Origin of the sequence: Streptomyces sp. NPDC060028, assembly GCF_042736725.1 — a bacterium.
In the GTDB taxonomy this organism is placed as follows: domain Bacteria; phylum Actinomycetota; class Actinomycetes; order Streptomycetales; family Streptomycetaceae; genus Streptomyces.
In genome coordinates, this window is record NZ_JBHWVJ010000008.1 from 55972 (window position 1) to 72075 (window position 16104).

Here is a 16104-nt window from a genome sequence, read left to right on the forward strand (position 1 = left end):
CTCCCCGCCGCTGCTCAGCCCCCGGCGCGGGAGAGCAGCACCACGGCGACGTCGTCCGTGAGCTCGCCGCCGTTGAGGCGGCGGGCCTCGCTGACCGAGGCCTCCAGGAGGCCCTCGCCGCTCAGACCGGCGTCCAGGTGGCGGTTGATCATCTCGACCATGCCGTCCTGGCCGAGCCGCTCCCGGCCCTCGCCGATCCGGCCCTCGATCAGCCCGTCGGTGTAGAGCATCAGGCTCCAGGTGCCGCCCAGCTCCACCTGCCGGCGGGGCCACCGGGCCCGGGGCAGCAGGCCCAGCGCCGGGCCGCTGTTCTCGTACGGGAGCAGTCGCGCGGGGCGGCCCGGCCGGGATATCAGCGGCGCCGGATGGCCCGCCAGGCACAGGCCCGCGCGGCGGCCGTCGGGGGCGATGTCCACCGTGCACAGCGTCGCGAAGATCTCCTCGCAGGGCCGCTCCACCTCCAGTACCTCCTGGAGGGTGGCGAGCAGGTCGTCACCGCACAGCCCGGCCAGGGTCAGGGCGCGCCAGGCGATGCGCAGCTCCACGCCCAGGGCCGCCTCGTCGGGGCCGTGGCCGCAGACGTCACCGATCATGGCGTGGACCGTGCCGTCGGGGGTGCGGACGGTGTCGTAGAAGTCCCCGCCGAGCAGCGCCCGGCTGCGCCCGGCGTGGTAGCGGGCGGCGAAGCGGAGGTCGGAGCCCTCCAGGAGCGGGTTGGGGAGCAGGCCGCGCTCCAGGCGGGCGTTCTCCTGGGCGCGCAGTTTCGATTCTGCGAGCTTGTACTGGGCGATGTCCGCCCGTTTTCTCTCCACGGCGTAGCGGATGGCGCGGCTGAGCAGGCGTCCGTCGAGCTCGTCGCGGAAGAGGAAGTCCTGGGCGCCGACGCGTACGGCCTCGGCCGCGCGCTCCGCGTCGCCCTCGCAGGTGAGGACGATGACGGCGTGGCGGGGCGCGATGCGGAGCACCTGGCGCAGGGTGTCCAGCTGGTCGGTGTCGTCCGCGGCGCGGGCCGGGCCGGCGCCGGGGCCGCCCGGGAGGGAGAGGTCGAGCAGGACGCAGTGCACGTCGGGCGTGAGCAGGCGCGCGGCCTCGGTGAGGTTGCGGGCCGTGCGGAGCCGGATGCGGTGGCCGTCGGCGTCGAGGATCTCGGGGACGGTGAGGCCGCCGGCGGGATCGTCCTCGATCACCAGCAGGGTGAGGGAGGGCGCGGCCGCGGCTGCCGTCGCGGCCGTGAGCTGTGGCGGGGCGGCGGCCGGCGGAAGGGCCTGACCGCTCTCCGGGGCCGGGATCTCCCTCTGCCGCGGTACGGGTACGGGCATCGTTTCCGGTTCCTTCCCTCCCCCCGAGGGTGCGCTCGTCCGGGCGACCCTAGCGGCCTTGTCCAGGGGAGCGGAATGCCCTTCCTGGCCAGGGCCGCCGTCATATGCCGTTATCGCCCGGGAAAACCCGCTCCACCGAATGACCAACGTCACGGCGGCGCCGCGATCCGTCCCGTCTGACGAGACGTCCCGGGCGCCGTCCTGGTTGCGTCGGGCTCGCCCCTGACCGCCCGGGGCTCACACCTGACCGCCGGGGCGGGCAGACGCGCCCCGGCGGTCAGGCCGCCGCGTGCGAGCTCCTACGGGAGGGATTACGGTACCCAGGAGGGGCTCCTACGCGTCCGGGCGGACGACCGCCTTGATCGGCATGGAGCCCGCGCCCGCCAGGGTGACATTGCGTCCCGGACGGGGCGCGTGGATGATCGCGCCGTCGCCGACGTACATCGCGACGTGGCTCGCGTCGTCGAAGTAGATGATCAGGTCACCCGGGCGCATGTCCTTGACCGCGACCTTCGGGAGCAGCCGCAGTTGCTCCTGCGAGGTCCGCGGGATCGACTTGCCCGCCGCGAGCCAGGCCTGCGAGGTCAGCCCCGAGCAGTCGAAGGTGTCGGGCCCCTGCGCGCCCCAGACGTACCGCTTGCCGATCTGCGCGGCCGCGAACTGGACGGCCCGCTTGCCGGCCTCGGTGGCCGAGCCGTGGACGTCCTTCAGCACGCCCGTCGACAGCCAGGCCGTCTGGGCCCGGTACTGGGCCTCCTGCTCCAGCTGCAGCAGCCGGGCCTTCTCCTCGGCCTCCAGCTTGTTCTCCAGCTCCTCCGCGGTCTTGATCTTCTGCTCGATCTCCTTCTTCGCGGACTCCTGCTTGACCCGGTTCGCCTCCAGCGCCGCCCACTGCGCGCTCGCGTCCTTCGCGTACTGCTGCAAGTCGCTCTGGGTCCGGTTCAGTTCGGAGAGGAGGTCGGAGGTGGCCTTCTCGCCCTGGCGCAGCCGGTCCGCCCCGTCGAGGAACTGGGTCGGGCTGTTGCTCAACGCCAGCTTCGCGCCCGGCGGCAGACCGCCCGAGCGGTACTGGGCGCGGGCCGCCGCGCCCGCGCGGTTCTTCAGCGCGGAGATCCGCTCCTGGCCGGCCACGACCTGGTTGGCGATCTCGACGATCTTGGCGGACTGGGTCTTCGTCTCGCTCTCGGCGAGGTTGTAGGCGTCCGTGGCGGTGCCCGCCTGGCGGTAGAGGTCCTCTATTTCCTTGCGGACCTGCTCCAGGGACTTCGCGCCCGGACCGGGCGTCGGCGCGGCGAAGGCCGTCCCGACCGCGAGGCCGGGTGCGGTCAGTATCGCCAGCGCGCACAGCAATGTGAGAGCGGTCGCACCCCGCCGTCGCTTCACGGTCCCCATGGTTCCCCCAGACGCCCCGATACCGGGCGACATCACTCGACATCAGATCTGACTATTGGTCAGTAACTTGTCACTGCCTTCGGGATGGTGCCACGAGTCGGTGAATTCCGACACCCTTGTGGGCGTCCATCCGATCTTGTCCCCCCATGCCCAACCCCTGCCCGACCGCTCAACGGGCCGCCCGCATCCCCGGTTCCCCGACACGCCGTCTTCACCCCACCGGACGCAACGCCTCCCAGCGCACCGTCAGTTCCCCCTGCCGCCACCGCCCCGGCCCGTCCGCCAGCGGCCAGTCCCCGGACAGGTCCCGAGCCGTCCGGATCCAGCGCTGCCGCGCCCCGTACGAGGCGTACGGCGCGGCCGCCGCCCACGCCCGGTCGAAGTCCCGCAGGAACGCGTGCACCGGCTCACCCGGCACGTTCCGGTGGATCAGCGCCTTCGGCAGCCGCTCCGCCAGGTCCGAGGGCCGTTCCAGCGACCCCAGCCGCGTCGCGAAGGTGACCGTGCGCGGCCCCTCCGGACCCAGCGCCACCCACACGTGCCGCCGCCCGATCTCGTCGCAGGTCCCCTCGACCAGCAGCCCGCCCGGGGCGAGGCGCGCGCACAGCCGCGCCCACACCGCCGCCACCTGCTCCTCGTCGTACTGGCGCAGTACGTTCGCCGCGCGGATCAGCGCCGGCCGCTCCCCGCCCTCCAGCGGCACCTCGAAGCCGCCGTGCCGGAAGGTCAGCCCGTCCCGCTCGTACGGCCGGGCGCCCGCGACCCGCGCCGGCTCGATCTCGATGCCGACGACCCGTACCCGCGGAGCCGCCTCCCGCAACCGCGCCAGCAGCTCGACCGCCGTCCACGGAGCGGCCCCGTAGCCAAGGTCCACCGCGACCGGAGCGTCCGCACGGCGCAGCGCCGCCCCGTGCGTGGCCGCGATCCAGCGGTCCATGCGGCGCAGGCGGTTCGGGTTCGTCGTCCCACGCGTCACCGTGCCCACAGGGCGGCCGGGGGGAGGGGTACTGCGGGAGGCCATGAGCCGAGAGTAAGCGGAGCCCTCCCGCCCGATAAAAAACCGGCAAACCCAGCAGGAAATCGCGCGGTCCCGGAATGCGGGGCACGGCCATCCGGGTTGCACTCCTAGAAGAGCGCCGGCCGCGCTCCCACAGCCGTGCCCAGCCGTGCCCGCCAGCCGTCGGCCGAGCGAGAGGAACTGCTCCCTTGAGCCAGTACGTGTCCCGCCTCGGCGGCAGCCTCAGCGGCCGCATCTCCGCCGCCCGCGCGACCCGCCACGACCCCCCGCGACTGCGCCTGCCGGCCGTCGGCAGCCACCGCAAGCCGCGCCGCGTCGCCATGCTCAGCGTGCACACCTCGCCGCTGCACCAGCCCGGCACCGGCGACGCCGGCGGTATGAACGTGTACATCGTCGAGCTCGCCAGGCGCCTCGCCGCCATCAACATCGAGGTCGAGATCTTCACCCGCGCCACCACCGGCGGCCTGCCGCCCGTGGTCGAGCTGGCCCCCGGCGTCCTCGTACGCCACGTGGACGCGGGCCCGTACGAAGGCCTCGCCAAGGAGGAGCTCCCGGCCCAGCTGTGCGCCTTCACCCACGGCGTGATGCAGGCCTGGGCCGGCCACCGCCCCGGCTACTACGACCTCGTCCACTCCCACTACTGGCTCTCCGGCCACGTCGGCTGGCTCGCCGCCGAGCGCTGGGGCGTCCCCCTCGTCCACGCCATGCACACCATGGCCAAGGTCAAGAACGCGGCGCTGGCCGAGGGCGACACGCCCGAGCCCGCCGCCCGCGTCATCGGCGAGACCCAGATCGTCGCCGCCGCGGACCGGCTGATCGCCAACACCGCCGAGGAAGCCGACGAGCTCGTACGGCACTACGAGGCCGACCCCGGCAAGGTGGCCGTCGTCCACCCCGGCGTGAACCTCGACCGCTTCACCGTCGCCGACGGCCGCTCCGCCGCCCGCGCCCGCCTGGGCCTGCCGCAGGACGCCGTCATCCCGCTCTTCGCCGGGCGGATCCAGCCGCTCAAGGCCCCCGACATCCTGCTGCGCGCCGTCGCCGAGCTCGTGGACCGCGATCCGTCGCTGCGCACGCGGCTGTTCGTACCGGTGGTGGGCGGGCCGAGCGGCAGCGGTCTCGCCAAGCCGGAAGAGCTGCAGAAACTGGCCGCCAAGCTCGGCATCGCCGACCTGGTGCACTTCCACCCGCCGGTGCGCCAGGACCAGCTCGCCGACTGGTTCCGGGCGGCGTCCGTGCTGGTCATGCCCTCGTACAACGAATCGTTCGGGCTGGTCGCGATAGAGGCCCAGGCCACCGGCACCCCGGTCCTCGCGGCCGCCGTCGGCGGGCTGCCCGTCGCCGTCAACGACGGCGTGACGGGGATCCTCGTACCCGGCCACGACCCGGTCGACTACGCCCGGGAGCTGCGCCGCTTCGTCGACGACCCGCACCTCGCGGACCGGATGGGCGCCGAGGCCGCCCGGCACGCGCAGTTCTTCGGCTGGGACACCGCCGCGAGCGGCACCGCGGATGTGTACACGGCAGCGATGCATGATCATCGCCGTCGCGTACGCTCCCACCATGGCTGACACCGCCGAGATCGTCGAGAGCACGCTGACCGATGCCGGGCTGAGCTGGGAGAGCCCCGGGCCGGGCTCGTACGTCGTCCAGCTCCCCGGCACCCGCAAGCTGAGCACCACCTGCTCGCTGCGGGTCGGCAAGCACTCGCTGTCGGTCAACGCCTTCGTGATCCGCCACCCCGACGAGAACGAGGCCGGCGTCCACCGCTGGCTGCTGGAGCGCAACCTCAAGCTGTACGGGATGGCCTACGCGGTGGACCGCCTCGGCGACGTCTACCTGACGGCCCGGCTCCCGCTGTCCGTGGTCACCCCGCAGGACCTGGACCAGCTGCTGGGCACGGTCCTGGAGGCGGCGGACGGGGCCTTCAACACCCTGCTGGAGCTGGGCTTCGCGGGCGCCATCCGCCGCGAGTACGAGTGGCGCGTCTCGCGCGGCGAGCCGACCTTCAACCTCGACGCGTTCAAGCACCTCACGCAGCCGTCGGCCTGACCTCGGGGACAGGACCCGGCACAGGACCCGGAATCAGAACCGGAGCCTCCACGGGCGGCAGGCTGCGCATCAGCAGCCAGTACCCGAGCCCGGCCACGGTCCCCAGGACGGCCGTCGCCCCCCACAGCCACCCCGCCCCGAAGCGGTCGATCACCCCGCCCGCCAGCAGCGGCGCGATCAGCGAGGCCACCGCCCAGGACATCGTGTACATCCCCTGGTAGCGGCCGCGCCCGTGCAGCGGGGAGAGCCGCGCGACCAGGCCCATCTGGGTCGGCGAGTTGATGATCTCGGCCAGCGTCCACACGCAGACGGTCAGCGCGAGCGCCCCGAGCGAGCCGCTGAAGGCCGTGAGCCCGAACCCGTACCCGGCCAGGAGAGCGGAGATCACCAGCAGCTTCTGCGGGTCGCGGTGCTCGATGAACCGCGTGACCGGGATCTGCAGTACGACGATCATCACGCCGTTGATGGCGGACACCAGGCCGAAGTCCCCGGTGGAGAAGCCCGCCTCGCCCATCGCCAGCGGCAGCCCGAACGACCCCTGCGTGAAGACCAGCGAGATCAGGAACGACAGCCCGACCACGCCCATGTAACGGCCGTCGCGCAGCACCGTGCCGAGCCGGACCTCCGCCTCGGCCGCCGCCGTGGCCGCGTCGCTCTTCTCGGGCCGTGACTCGGGCAGCTTCAGGTAGACCAGGACCGCGCAGAGGAGCGTCAGCGCCGCCTCACCGAGGAAGCCCGCCAGGTAGCTGTACTCGGCCACGAAGCCGGCGACGGCCGCGGAGATCGCGAAGCCGAGGTTGATGGCCCAGTAGTTCAGCGCGAACGCCCGTACCCGGTCCTCGGGGCGGACGATGTCGGCCATCATCGCCTGCACGGCGGGCCGCGAAGCGTTCGAGGTCATGCCGACCAGCATCGCCACCGCCGCGATGGCCGCCGGCTGCTGCATGAACCCGAGCAGGGCCACCGAGAAGGCCGTCGAGACCTGCGCCGCCATCATCGTGGGCCGACGCCCCAGCCGGTCCGTCATCACGCCCGCGACGAGCGAGGAGATCACACCGCCGAGCCCGTGCAGGGCCACCACAAGTCCCGCGAACGAGGCCGAATAGCCCCGCTCCAAGGTCAGGTACAACGTCATGAATGTGGCGACGAAAGCCCCGAGCCGATTGACCAGCGTGCTCGCCCACAGCCACCAGAACGCGCGCGGCAGACCCGACACGCTCTCCTTCGCGGCCCGTCTCAACGAGTCAACGGACATAAGGAAATCCCCCCGACGATGTAAGTGTCCCTCCAGCTCTCGGGACCCTACATATGACCACCCGTCGGAGCCACTGGATTGACGTGCGCCGTCAATCGGCCGCCGTGCACGCCGCGCGCGAGCGCCCCGGGCCGTCCATTAGGCTCGTACGCATGGCCGACGCACCGTACAAGCTGATCCTCCTCCGTCACGGCGAGAGCGAGTGGAACGCGAAGAACCTGTTCACCGGCTGGGTGGACGTCAATCTCAACGAGAAGGGCGAGAAGGAGGCGGTCCGCGGCGGTGAGCTGCTCAAGGACGCCGGCCTGCTCCCCGACGTCGTGCACACCTCGCTCCAGAAGCGCGCGATCCGCACCGCGCAGATGGCGCTCGAGGCAGCCGACCGCCACTGGATCCCGGTCCACCGCTCCTGGCGCCTGAACGAGCGCCACTACGGCGCCCTCCAGGGCAAGGACAAGGCCCAGACCCTCGCCGAGTTCGGCGAGGAGCAGTTCATGCTGTGGCGCCGCTCGTACGACACCCCGCCGCCGGCCCTCGAGGACGGCACCGAGTTCTCGCAGTCCGCAGACCCGCGCTACGCGACGATCCCGCCGGAGCTGCGCCCCCGCACCGAGTGCCTCAAGGACGTCGTCGTCCGCATGCTGCCGTACTGGTACGACGGCATCGTCCCGGACCTGCTGGCCGGCCGCACCGTCATGGTCGCCGCGCACGGCAACAGCCTCCGCGCCCTGGTCAAGCACCTGGACGGCATCTCCGACGCCGACATCGCGGGCCTGAACATCCCGACCGGCATCCCGCTCGCCTACGAGCTCGACGCCGACTTCACCCCCCTCAAGCCGGGCGGCACCTACCTCGACCCGGACGCCGCCGCGGCCGCGATCGAGGCGGTCAAGAACCAGGGCAAGAAGAAGTAGTTCCTGCGCGGGCATCATGCGAAGGGCCCCGGCCGAGGGATCGGGCGGGGCCCTTCGTGTACGTCGAGCCGGGTGCGGGCGGGGTCAGCCGCCGCACTGGCAGGGGGCGCCGGACTGGCAGCCGCAGCCGCAGCCCGAGCCGCAGCCGCAGGCGGCGAGCAGCGGCAGGCGCAGCGCCTCCGGCGGCTGCACTTCGTGCTCCGGGGTGATGGGGACGGGGGAATCGGGCATGGTTCCTCCTCGCAGGCGGCGTACGGGACTTCGCACGACGGACCGCCCTCGCCTCATTCATGCCCAGCCGCACCGGCGCGTCAACGGCGCATTGGGGCAGAGCCGCCGACGCGCCCCGCCGGACCCGGGGCGGACCCCGTCAGACGCCCTCGACCTGCGTCGGCGCCTGCAGCTCGTCGGCGTGCTCACCCGTCACCAGGTAGACCACGCGCTTGGCCACCGACACCGCGTGGTCCGCGAAGCGCTCGTAGTAGCGGCCCAGCAGGGTCACGTCGACGGCCGTCTCGATGCCGTGCTTCCAGCGGTCGTCCATCAGGTGCTGGAACAGCGTGCGGTGCAGCTGGTCCATCTCGTCGTCGTCCTGCTCCAGCTGGAGCGCCAGGTCGACGTCCTTCGTGATGATGACCTCGGCGGCCTTCGCCATCAGGCGCTGCGCCAGCTGACCCATCTCCAGGATCGTGGCGTGCAGGTCGCGCGGCACCGCCGTGTCCGGGAAGCGCAGCCGCGCCAGCTTCGCCACGTGCTGCGCCAGGTCGCCGGAGCGCTCCAGGTCGGCGCTCATCCGCAGCGAGGTGACGACGATGCGCAGGTCGGTGGCGACCGGCTGCTGGCGGGCCAGCAGGGCGATGGCCCGCGCCTCCAGGTCGTGCTGGAGGTCGTCGACCTTCTGGTCGGCGGCGATGACGCTCTCGGCGAGCTTCAGGTCGGCGTCGAGCATGGACGTCGTGGCCCGCCCGATCGCGGAACCGACCAGCCGGGCCATCTCGACCAGGCCCTCACCGATCGAGTCCAGTTCCTCGTGGTACGCGTCACGCATGTCTGGTGTCCCTCTCTTGACCTACTGCTCTGCTGCTCTGCTGCTCTACTGCCCGGGGCCGGCGGCCGGGGTGGCCTGTTGCCCCACGTTGACACGGTGGGCCGCGAACGCGTCCGACTTCGGCATCCCAAGTGAATCAACCCCGTCCCCAGGGTGAACTCTGGGCGACGACTGTTCGAGGTGCCACCCGAACGGCTGTGGAAGTGTCGTTGCGCCTGCTTAACCTGGATGCATGGACGTGAACGCGGCGGTCGCCGCAGCTGCAGCGATTGCCGGTCTTTGCACCGGTGTCATCGCCATGCTGGCGTTCCGCTGGAGCGAGCGCGACCAGGCCCGCCCCACCCGGAGCTCCATGCGCCCCGACATCAACGCGGTGCTCCCACCCGGCGTGGACACCGTCCTTTCCGTACTGCGCTCCTCCGCCGTCGTCCTCGACGAGGGCGACGCCGTGGTCAAGGCCAGCTCGGCGGCATATGCCCTCGGCCTGGTCCGCGGCGGCAAGCTGGCCGTGGAGCCCATGCTCCACATGGCCCGCGACACCCGCCGCGACGGGGAGATACGCCAGGTCGAGCTCGACCTGCCCCGGCGCGGCACCGGCCGCGGGGAGGCCCTCGCCGTCTCGGCGCGCGTCGCCCCGCTCGGCTCCCGCCTCGTGCTCCTCCTGGTCGAGGACCTCACCGAGGCCCGCCGCATCGAAGCCGTACGCCGCGACTTCGTCGCGAACGTGTCCCACGAGCTGAAGACCCCGGTCGGCGCGATCTCCCTGCTGTCCGAGGCCGTCATGGACGCCGCGGACGACCCCGAGGCGGTCAGCCGCTTCGCCGGCCGCATGCAGATCGAGGCCACCCGCCTGATCAACCTCGTACAAGAGCTCATCGACCTCTCCCGGGTGCAGAACGACGACCCGCTCGAGGACGCGGAGCCCGTCCGCGTGGACACCCTCGTCGCGGAAGCCATCGACCGCTGCCGCCACACGGCGTCCTCGAAGCAGATCACCATGGCCGCCGGCGGCACCGCCGACCTGCGCGTCTGGGGCCACCGCGGACAGCTCGCCGCGGCCCTGGGCAACCTCGTCGAGAACGCCGTCAACTACAGCCCCGCCCGCACCCGCGTCGGCATAGCCGCACGCAGGATCGCGGCACCTGGGGGAGACTTGATCGAGGTCGCCGTGACCGACCAGGGCATCGGCATCCCGGAAAAGGACCGCGAGCGCATCTTCGAGCGCTTCTACCGCGTGGACCCGGCCCGCTCCCGTGCGACGGGAGGAACCGGCCTGGGCCTTGCGATCGTGAAGCACGTAGCGGCTTCGCACGGCGGGGAGGTGTCGGTCTGGAGCTCGGAGGGTCAGGGCTCCACGTTCACCCTGCGACTCCCCGAAGCGGCCGCGCCGACCCCGGCGACGGCTCCCACACCCAGCAGCCCCCCGCTTGAACAAGAAACCGCACCAGCCATTCCTGCCCCGGAGGTCCTTCCGTGACCCGAGTGCTCGTCGTCGAGGATGAGGAATCCTTCAGCGACGCCCTGTCCTACATGCTCCGCAAGGAGGGCTTCGAGGTCGCCATCGCCGCGACCGGGCCCGACGGGCTGGACGAGTTCGAGCGCAACGGCGCCGACCTCGTCCTCCTCGACCTGATGCTCCCCGGCCTGCCCGGCACGGAGGTCTGCCGGCAGCTGCGCGGCCGCTCCAACGTCCCCGTGATCATGGTGACCGCCAAGGACAGCGAGATCGACAAGGTCGTCGGGCTGGAGATAGGAGCCGACGACTACGTCACGAAGCCCTTCTCCTCGCGGGAACTGGTCGCCCGCATCCGCGCGGTCCTGCGCCGCCGCGGCGAGCCGGAGGAGGTCACCCCCGCGGCCCTGGAGGCGGGACCCGTACGGATGGACGTCGACCGCCACGTGGTCACCGTCGCCGGAGCCAAGGTGGACCTCCCGCTCAAGGAGTTCGACCTGCTGGAGATGCTGCTGCGCAACGCGGGCCGCGTGCTGACCCGCATGCAGCTGATCGACCGCGTCTGGGGCGCCGACTACGTCGGTGACACCAAGACCCTCGACGTCCACGTCAAGCGCCTGCGCGCCAAGATCGAGCCCGACCCGGGCGCGCCGCGCTACCTGGTCACGGTCCGCGGCCTCGGCTACAAGTTCGAGCCGTAGACCGCCCGGGCTTGAGCAGTACGAGGAAGGGCCCCCACCCGCGTCGCGGATGGGGGCCCTTCCTCATGCGTTTGTCACGCCGATCCGTGCACGGGCCTCAGTGGCCGGTGCCCGCGGAGGCCGACCCGGACGGGGTGCCCGCGGGGGACCCGGAGGGCCCGCCCGAGGCCGCACCGGACGGCGAGCCCGACGGGGCGCCCGAGGGGCTTCCCGACGGGGAGGCGCCCGCACCCGCGGCCGGGGCCGAGGTCGGGCCGAAGCCCGCGTACTGGCCGGTCGCCGGGACCACGTAGGCCCCCAGCTCCACGTCACCCGCGGAGCTCAGCTGGAAGACGACCTTCTGTACGTTGCCGTCCTCGACGGCCTCGCGGCCGGACTCGATCACGGCGGACGCGTTGCCCGCGCCGCCCAGCACCACGGAACCGCCGGCCGGCACGATGACCTTGCCCGCCCCGGCGGCGGGCTTCAGCACGACCTTGCCCTTGCCACCCGAGAGGGTGATCGCGTCGAGCGTCTGCTCCTCGGTGCCGGTGTTGAAGAGCGTCGCCGAGACGGCGGCCGGGCCCTTCGCGTCCAGCTTGGCCTGGGTGATCACGAGCGCGTTCTGGACCTTGATGTCGCCCTTGGTGGCGGCGGCGTTGTCCGGCTTGATCTGGAGGGTCTGAGCGTCCTTGCCCGCACCGCATGCGGCCAACGAGGCGATCGAGAACACGACGGCGGTGGCGGCGAGGGCACCGCGTCGAAGGCTGCGGCTCACGGCGGCGGCAACTCCTTGGACGTACGGAACGGAAGGATGGACTCCCCCAGCTTCCGCTGGGAGTGCCCCCTGGAACGGCCGAGGTAAAGCCGTCCTAAGGGTGTGTCAGCGCGCTTAGGTTACCGAGCCGCCGCCCCGCCCCCGCACCCGACCCTCCGCAGCGCACGAGCGGCCCTGCCGCGGCTACCCGATCTTGCATTCCGCGCGCCGTTCATGTGCCGCTCGCATATCGTGCGCGGCTCGCCGGTGATCAATTTCGGGATTCCTTCGAACGCCGCCCCTTGATCAATTCAGGATTGGGCCGGAACCCGCTCCGTACGGGTGGCCGCCAGTCGAACGGAGTAGTTCGGTTTCCCGGCTTTGAAACCGGCAAAACGGGACGTACGTCACGCTGACGCGCCCGCCCGCCCGGTGTAGCGTGGCCGTTTCGGCTGGTCCGCGCAGCGCCTCCGACCTGCGAATACCCCCTTCCGGAAGCCCTTCGCAGCACGATCGTGTCGCTGTTGTCAAGCCCCGAGATGTGCCCTGACCTGCGAAAACGCCATTCATAACAGTCAGTTCTCGTGTTACCCTGGATAGCCACGGAAGGGGTACCTGTCACATGACGTTCAAGGTTGGCGACACCGTGGTCTATCCCCATCACGGGGCCGCGCTGATCGAGGCCATCGAAACTCGCCAGATCAAAGGCGTGGACAAGACCTACTTGGTGCTCAAGGTCGCCCAGGGCGACCTGACGGTTCGTGTGCCTGCGGACAATGCGGAGTTCGTCGGCGTTCGCGACGTAGTCGGCCAGGACGGGCTGGACCGGGTCTTCGAGGTGCTTCGTGCACCGTATGCAGAAGAGCCGACGAACTGGTCCCGGCGCTACAAGGCAAATCTGGAGAAGCTCGCTTCTGGCGATGTCATCAAGGTCGCCGAAGTTGTGCGTGACCTGTGGCGTCGTGAGCGTGAGCGCGGGCTTTCCGCGGGTGAGAAGCGCATGCTCGCGAAGGCGCGCCAGATCCTGGTGAGCGAGCTCGCGCTCGCCGAGAACACCAACGAGGACAAGGCCGAGGCCCTCCTCGACGAGGTGCTCGCGTCCTGACGCGAGAGCCGTCGATCGCACGGTGTTCATACAGTTGTGCCGCGGTGCCCGATGACAAGCCCTCTCCTCCACGAGAGGGCTGTTGCCGGGCGCTGCGGCATGTCTGTACCCATACCCGGTCTCACGCCGCGGTCCCCTACCCCGATCCCGCATCACACTGGCGTGCCGGGTCCGGGCAGCCGGCTCGACCGGTCGTCACGGAAGGGGCGAGGGCGTCGCACCCGGCACCCTTGAGGCCATACCCATGTCGGCCGAAGTCACAAACCTGGCTCGGAGCTACTGATGTCTGACGAATCGCGCCCCCACCGCACCGCCGCGGTGATCCCGGCCGCCGGCCGCGGGGTACGCCTCGGCCCGGGCGCCCCCAAGGCCCTGCGGTCCCTGGGCGGCACCCCCATGCTCATCCACGCCGTCCGCGCCATGGCCCGCTCCCGGGCGGTGTCCCTCGTGGTCGTCGTCGCCCCGTCCGACGGGGTCGCCGAGGTACGCCACCTCCTCGACGAGCACGCGCTCCCCGAGAGGACCGAGATCCTGGTCGTCCCCGGCGGTGAGACCCGCCAGGAGTCCGTGCGCGCCGGTCTGGACGCCCTCCCGGCGGACGTCACCTCCGTACTCATCCACGACGCGGCCCGCCCGCTCGTCCCCGTCGACACCGTCGACTCCGTCATCGAGGCCGTACGCGACGGCGCCCCCGCCGTGGTGCCCGGGCTGCCGCTGGCCGACACCGTCAAGGAGGTCGAGCCCGGCCGGCCCGGCGCCCCCGAACCGGTCGTCGCCACGCCCGAGCGCGCCCGGCTGCGCGCCGTCCAGACCCCGCAGGGCTTCGACCTCGCCACCCTCGTGCGCGCGCACGAGAAGATCGCCGTGAACGGCGAGGGCGCCACCGACGACGCCGGCATGGTGGAGCAGCTCGGCATCACCGTCATGGTGGTCCCCGGCCACGAAGAGGCCTTCAAGGTCACCCGCCCGCTCGACCTGGTCCTCGCCGAGGCCGTTCTCGCCCGCAGGAGGGCCACCGATGCCTACTAGCTCCGCAGGTTCCGCAGGTTCGGCCGGCGCCACCGGCGCCACCGGCGTCACCGGTGGCGCCGGGCGGCCCGTGCTGCCGCAGGTCGGCATCGGCACCGACGTGCACGCCTTCGAGGCCGGCCGCGAGCTGTGGTGCGCCGGGCTGCTGTGGGAGGGGGAGGACGGGCTCGCCGGTCACTCCGACGGCGACGTGGCCGCGCACGCCGCCTGTGACGCCCTGTTCTCCGCCGCCGGCGTCGGTGACCTCGGCGCGCATTTCGGCACCTCCCGCCCCGAGTGGTCCGGCGCCGCCGGCGTCACCCTGCTGGCCGAGGCGGCCCGCATCGTCCGCGCCGAGGGCTTCGAGATCGGCAACATCGCCATCCAGGTGATCGGCGTGCGCCCGAAGATCGGCAAGCGGCGCGAGGAAGCGCAGAAGGCGCTCGCCACCGCCGCGGGCGCCCCCGTCTCCGTCTCCGGAACCACCACCGACGGACTCGGCCTCACCGGCCGCGCCGAAGGGCTCGCGGCCATCGCCACCGCCCTGGTGTACCGGCCGGACCCCGCTTGACCGCACCACGGCGACAGCCCGTACGGCACCGCTTCGCAAACAATCGCACCCCGCGCCCCGAAAGGGTCGCGGGGCACTGCCGTAGGCCCACTACCCTGGATGCCGTGACTATTCGCCTGTACGACACCAGCGCCCGGCAGATCCGTGATTTCGTCCCGCTCACGCCGGGCTGTGTCTCGATCTACCTCTGTGGCGCGACCGTGCAGGCCGCCCCTCACATCGGGCACGTCCGCTCGTACCTGAACTTCGACATCCTGCGCCGCTGGTTCACCTACCGCGGCCAGGACGTCACCTTCATCCGCAACGTCACCGACATCGACGACAAGATCATCAAGAAGGGCGCCGAACAGGGCCGCCCCTGGTGGTCCATCGGCTACGACAACGAGCGCGCCTTCAACGAGGGCTACAACGCGCTGGGCTGCCTTCCGCCCACGTACGAGCCCCGCGCCACCGGTCACGTCCCCGAGATGATCGAGATGATGCGCGTCCTCATCGAGCGCGGCCACGCGTACGAGGCCGACGGCAGCGTCTACTTCGACGTGCGCTCGTACCCCGGCTACCTGGCCCTGTCGAACCAGGACATCGACGACCTGCGCCAGCCCTCCGAGGAAGGCATCACCGGCAAGCGCGACCCCCGCGACTTCGCCATGTGGAAGGCCTCCAAGCCCGGCGAGCCCGACTGGGAGACCCCCTGGGGCCGCGGCCGCCCCGGCTGGCACCTGGAGTGCTCCGCCATGGCCCACAAGTACCTCGGCAGCGCCTTCGACATCCACGGCGGCGGTCTCGACCTGATCTTCCCGCACCACGAGAACGAGATCGTCCAGGCCAAGGCCTTCGGTGACGACTTCGCGAACTACTGGATGCACAACGCCTGGGTCACCATGTCCGGCGAGAAGATGTCCAAGTCGCTCGGCAACTCCGTCCTCGTCTCCGAGATGGTCAAGCAGTGGCGGCCCATCGTCCTGCGCTACTACCTCGGCACCCCGCACTACCGCTCGATGATCGAGTACAGCGAGGAGTCGCTGCGCGAGGCCGAGTCCGCCTTCGCGCGCATCGAGGGCTTCGTCCAGCGCGTCATCGAGAAGGCCGGCAAGACCGTCGAGCCCGCCACCGAGGTCCCGCCCGCCTTCGCCGAGGCCATGGACGACGACCTGGGCGTGCCGCAGGCGCTCGCCATCGTCCACACCACCGTCCGTCAGGGCAACAGCGCGCTCGCCGCCGACGACAAGGAAGCGGCGATCGCCCGCCTGTCGGAGGTACGGGCCATGCTGGGTGTCCTCGGCCTCGACCCCCTCGACCCCCACTGGGCCGGCGAGGCCGACCGCGGCGAGGACCTCCACGGCGCGGTCGACACCCTCGTACGCCTCGTCCTGGAGCAGCGCGAGTCCGCCAGGGCCCGCAAGGACTGGGCGACCGCCGACGCCATCCGCGACCAGCTCCAGCAGTCGGGCCTGGTCATCGAGGACAGCCCCACGGGACCCCGCTGGACGCTCGGCCCGCGCTGAGCCCACCGGAGCAGTCCCGCTGTGCCG

Annotated in this window: 16 protein-coding genes; 9 read left to right on the forward strand and 7 right to left on the reverse strand. The window is 71.6% G+C overall.

The annotated features are described in order from the left end of the window. Positions 1-14 precede the first annotated feature (14 nt). The 3 genes from ACFWBF_RS06755 to ACFWBF_RS06765 form a co-directional block, all read right to left on the reverse strand. Complete coding sequence (locus ACFWBF_RS06755) at positions 15-1319, reverse strand: PP2C family protein-serine/threonine phosphatase (protein ID WP_385596287.1); 1305 nt, start codon at positions 1317-1319, stop codon at positions 15-17. Between the two features lie 333 nt (positions 1320-1652). Then, entirely contained in the window at positions 1653-2711 is a 1059-nt protein-coding gene (locus ACFWBF_RS06760) for an NlpC/P60 family protein (protein WP_385596290.1), read from the reverse strand. A gap of 211 nt (positions 2712-2922) precedes the next feature. Further along, a complete protein-coding gene (locus ACFWBF_RS06765) occupies positions 2923-3732 on the reverse strand; it encodes a class I SAM-dependent methyltransferase (protein WP_385596293.1) in 810 nt (269 codons plus the stop codon). A 185-nt stretch (positions 3733-3917) separates the two neighbouring features. Here ACFWBF_RS06765 and mshA point away from each other — a divergent pair, with 185 nt between their 5' ends. Further along, the gene (mshA, locus tag ACFWBF_RS06770; RefSeq protein WP_385596296.1) at positions 3918-5300 is read left to right on the forward strand and encodes a D-inositol-3-phosphate glycosyltransferase; all 1383 of its coding nucleotides are present in this window, start codon (positions 3918-3920) and stop codon (positions 5298-5300) included. Further along, positions 5293-5781 carry a YbjN domain-containing protein gene (locus ACFWBF_RS06775; protein WP_385596299.1) on the forward strand — a complete coding sequence of 163 codons (489 nt, stop codon included), beginning with the start codon at positions 5293-5295 and terminating at the stop codon, positions 5779-5781. Before mshA ends, ACFWBF_RS06775 begins: the two co-directional genes overlap by 8 nt. On the opposite strand, the gene ACFWBF_RS06780 is transcribed toward ACFWBF_RS06775, so the two are convergent. Then, positions 5762-7036: an MDR family MFS transporter gene (locus ACFWBF_RS06780; RefSeq protein WP_385596302.1), complete on the reverse strand. Its 1275-nt coding sequence runs from the start codon at positions 7034-7036 to the stop codon at positions 5762-5764. The two genes, ACFWBF_RS06775 and ACFWBF_RS06780, sit on opposite strands and share 20 nt — an antisense overlap. Positions 7037-7188: 152 nt before the next feature. On the opposite strand from ACFWBF_RS06780, the gene ACFWBF_RS06785 reads away from it, so the two are divergent. Beyond that, entirely contained in the window at positions 7189-7950 is a 762-nt protein-coding gene (locus ACFWBF_RS06785) for a phosphoglyceromutase (RefSeq protein WP_385596305.1), read from the forward strand. A gap of 84 nt (positions 7951-8034) precedes the next feature. Here the strand turns inward: ACFWBF_RS06785 and ACFWBF_RS06790 are convergent, their stop codons facing one another. Further along, positions 8035-8181 carry a hypothetical protein gene (locus tag ACFWBF_RS06790; protein WP_385221837.1) on the reverse strand — a complete coding sequence of 49 codons (147 nt, stop codon included), beginning with the start codon at positions 8179-8181 and terminating at the stop codon, positions 8035-8037. Positions 8182-8320: 139 nt separating this feature from the next. Further along, positions 8321-8998 (reverse strand): phosphate signaling complex protein PhoU, encoded by a 678-nt coding sequence (gene phoU, locus ACFWBF_RS06795; RefSeq protein WP_030858619.1) that lies wholly within the window; start codon positions 8996-8998, stop codon positions 8321-8323. A 232-nt stretch (positions 8999-9230) separates the two neighbouring features. Between phoU and ACFWBF_RS06800 the strand changes: the two genes are divergently transcribed. Both ACFWBF_RS06800 and ACFWBF_RS06805 read left to right on the forward strand, forming a co-directional pair. Then, positions 9231-10475 carry a sensor histidine kinase gene (locus ACFWBF_RS06800; RefSeq protein ID WP_385596307.1) on the forward strand — a complete coding sequence of 415 codons (1245 nt, stop codon included), beginning with the start codon at positions 9231-9233 and terminating at the stop codon, positions 10473-10475. Continuing rightward, entirely contained in the window at positions 10472-11152 is a 681-nt protein-coding gene (locus ACFWBF_RS06805; protein WP_007265514.1) for a response regulator transcription factor, read from the forward strand. Before ACFWBF_RS06800 ends, ACFWBF_RS06805 begins: the two co-directional genes overlap by 4 nt. A 97-nt stretch (positions 11153-11249) precedes the next feature. Here the strand turns inward: ACFWBF_RS06805 and ACFWBF_RS06810 are convergent, their stop codons facing one another. Beyond that, complete coding sequence (locus tag ACFWBF_RS06810; protein WP_385596310.1) at positions 11250-11909, reverse strand: DUF461 domain-containing protein; 660 nt, start codon at positions 11907-11909, stop codon at positions 11250-11252. A 601-nt stretch (positions 11910-12510) separates the two neighbouring features. On the opposite strand from ACFWBF_RS06810, the gene ACFWBF_RS06815 reads away from it, so the two are divergent. The 4 genes from ACFWBF_RS06815 to cysS all read left to right on the forward strand — a co-directional run bounded on the left by ACFWBF_RS06815 (position 12511) and on the right by cysS (position 16077). Then, positions 12511-12993, forward strand: a complete 483-nt coding sequence (locus tag ACFWBF_RS06815) for a CarD family transcriptional regulator (RefSeq protein WP_003953493.1) — start codon at positions 12511-12513, stop codon at positions 12991-12993. Positions 12994-13275: 282 nt separating this feature from the next. Then, on the forward strand, positions 13276-14022 hold the full coding sequence (gene ispD / locus ACFWBF_RS06820; RefSeq protein ID WP_385596315.1) for a 2-C-methyl-D-erythritol 4-phosphate cytidylyltransferase: 747 nt from the start codon (positions 13276-13278) through the stop codon (positions 14020-14022). After that, a complete protein-coding gene (gene ispF / locus ACFWBF_RS06825) occupies positions 14012-14572 on the forward strand; it encodes a 2-C-methyl-D-erythritol 2,4-cyclodiphosphate synthase (RefSeq protein ID WP_385596318.1) in 561 nt (186 codons plus the stop codon). The genes ispD and ispF overlap by 11 nt, the downstream gene beginning before the upstream one ends. A gap of 104 nt (positions 14573-14676) precedes the next feature. Continuing rightward, a complete protein-coding gene (gene cysS, locus ACFWBF_RS06830) occupies positions 14677-16077 on the forward strand; it encodes a cysteine--tRNA ligase (protein ID WP_385596322.1) in 1401 nt (466 codons plus the stop codon). Positions 16078-16104: the final 27 nt, after the last annotated feature.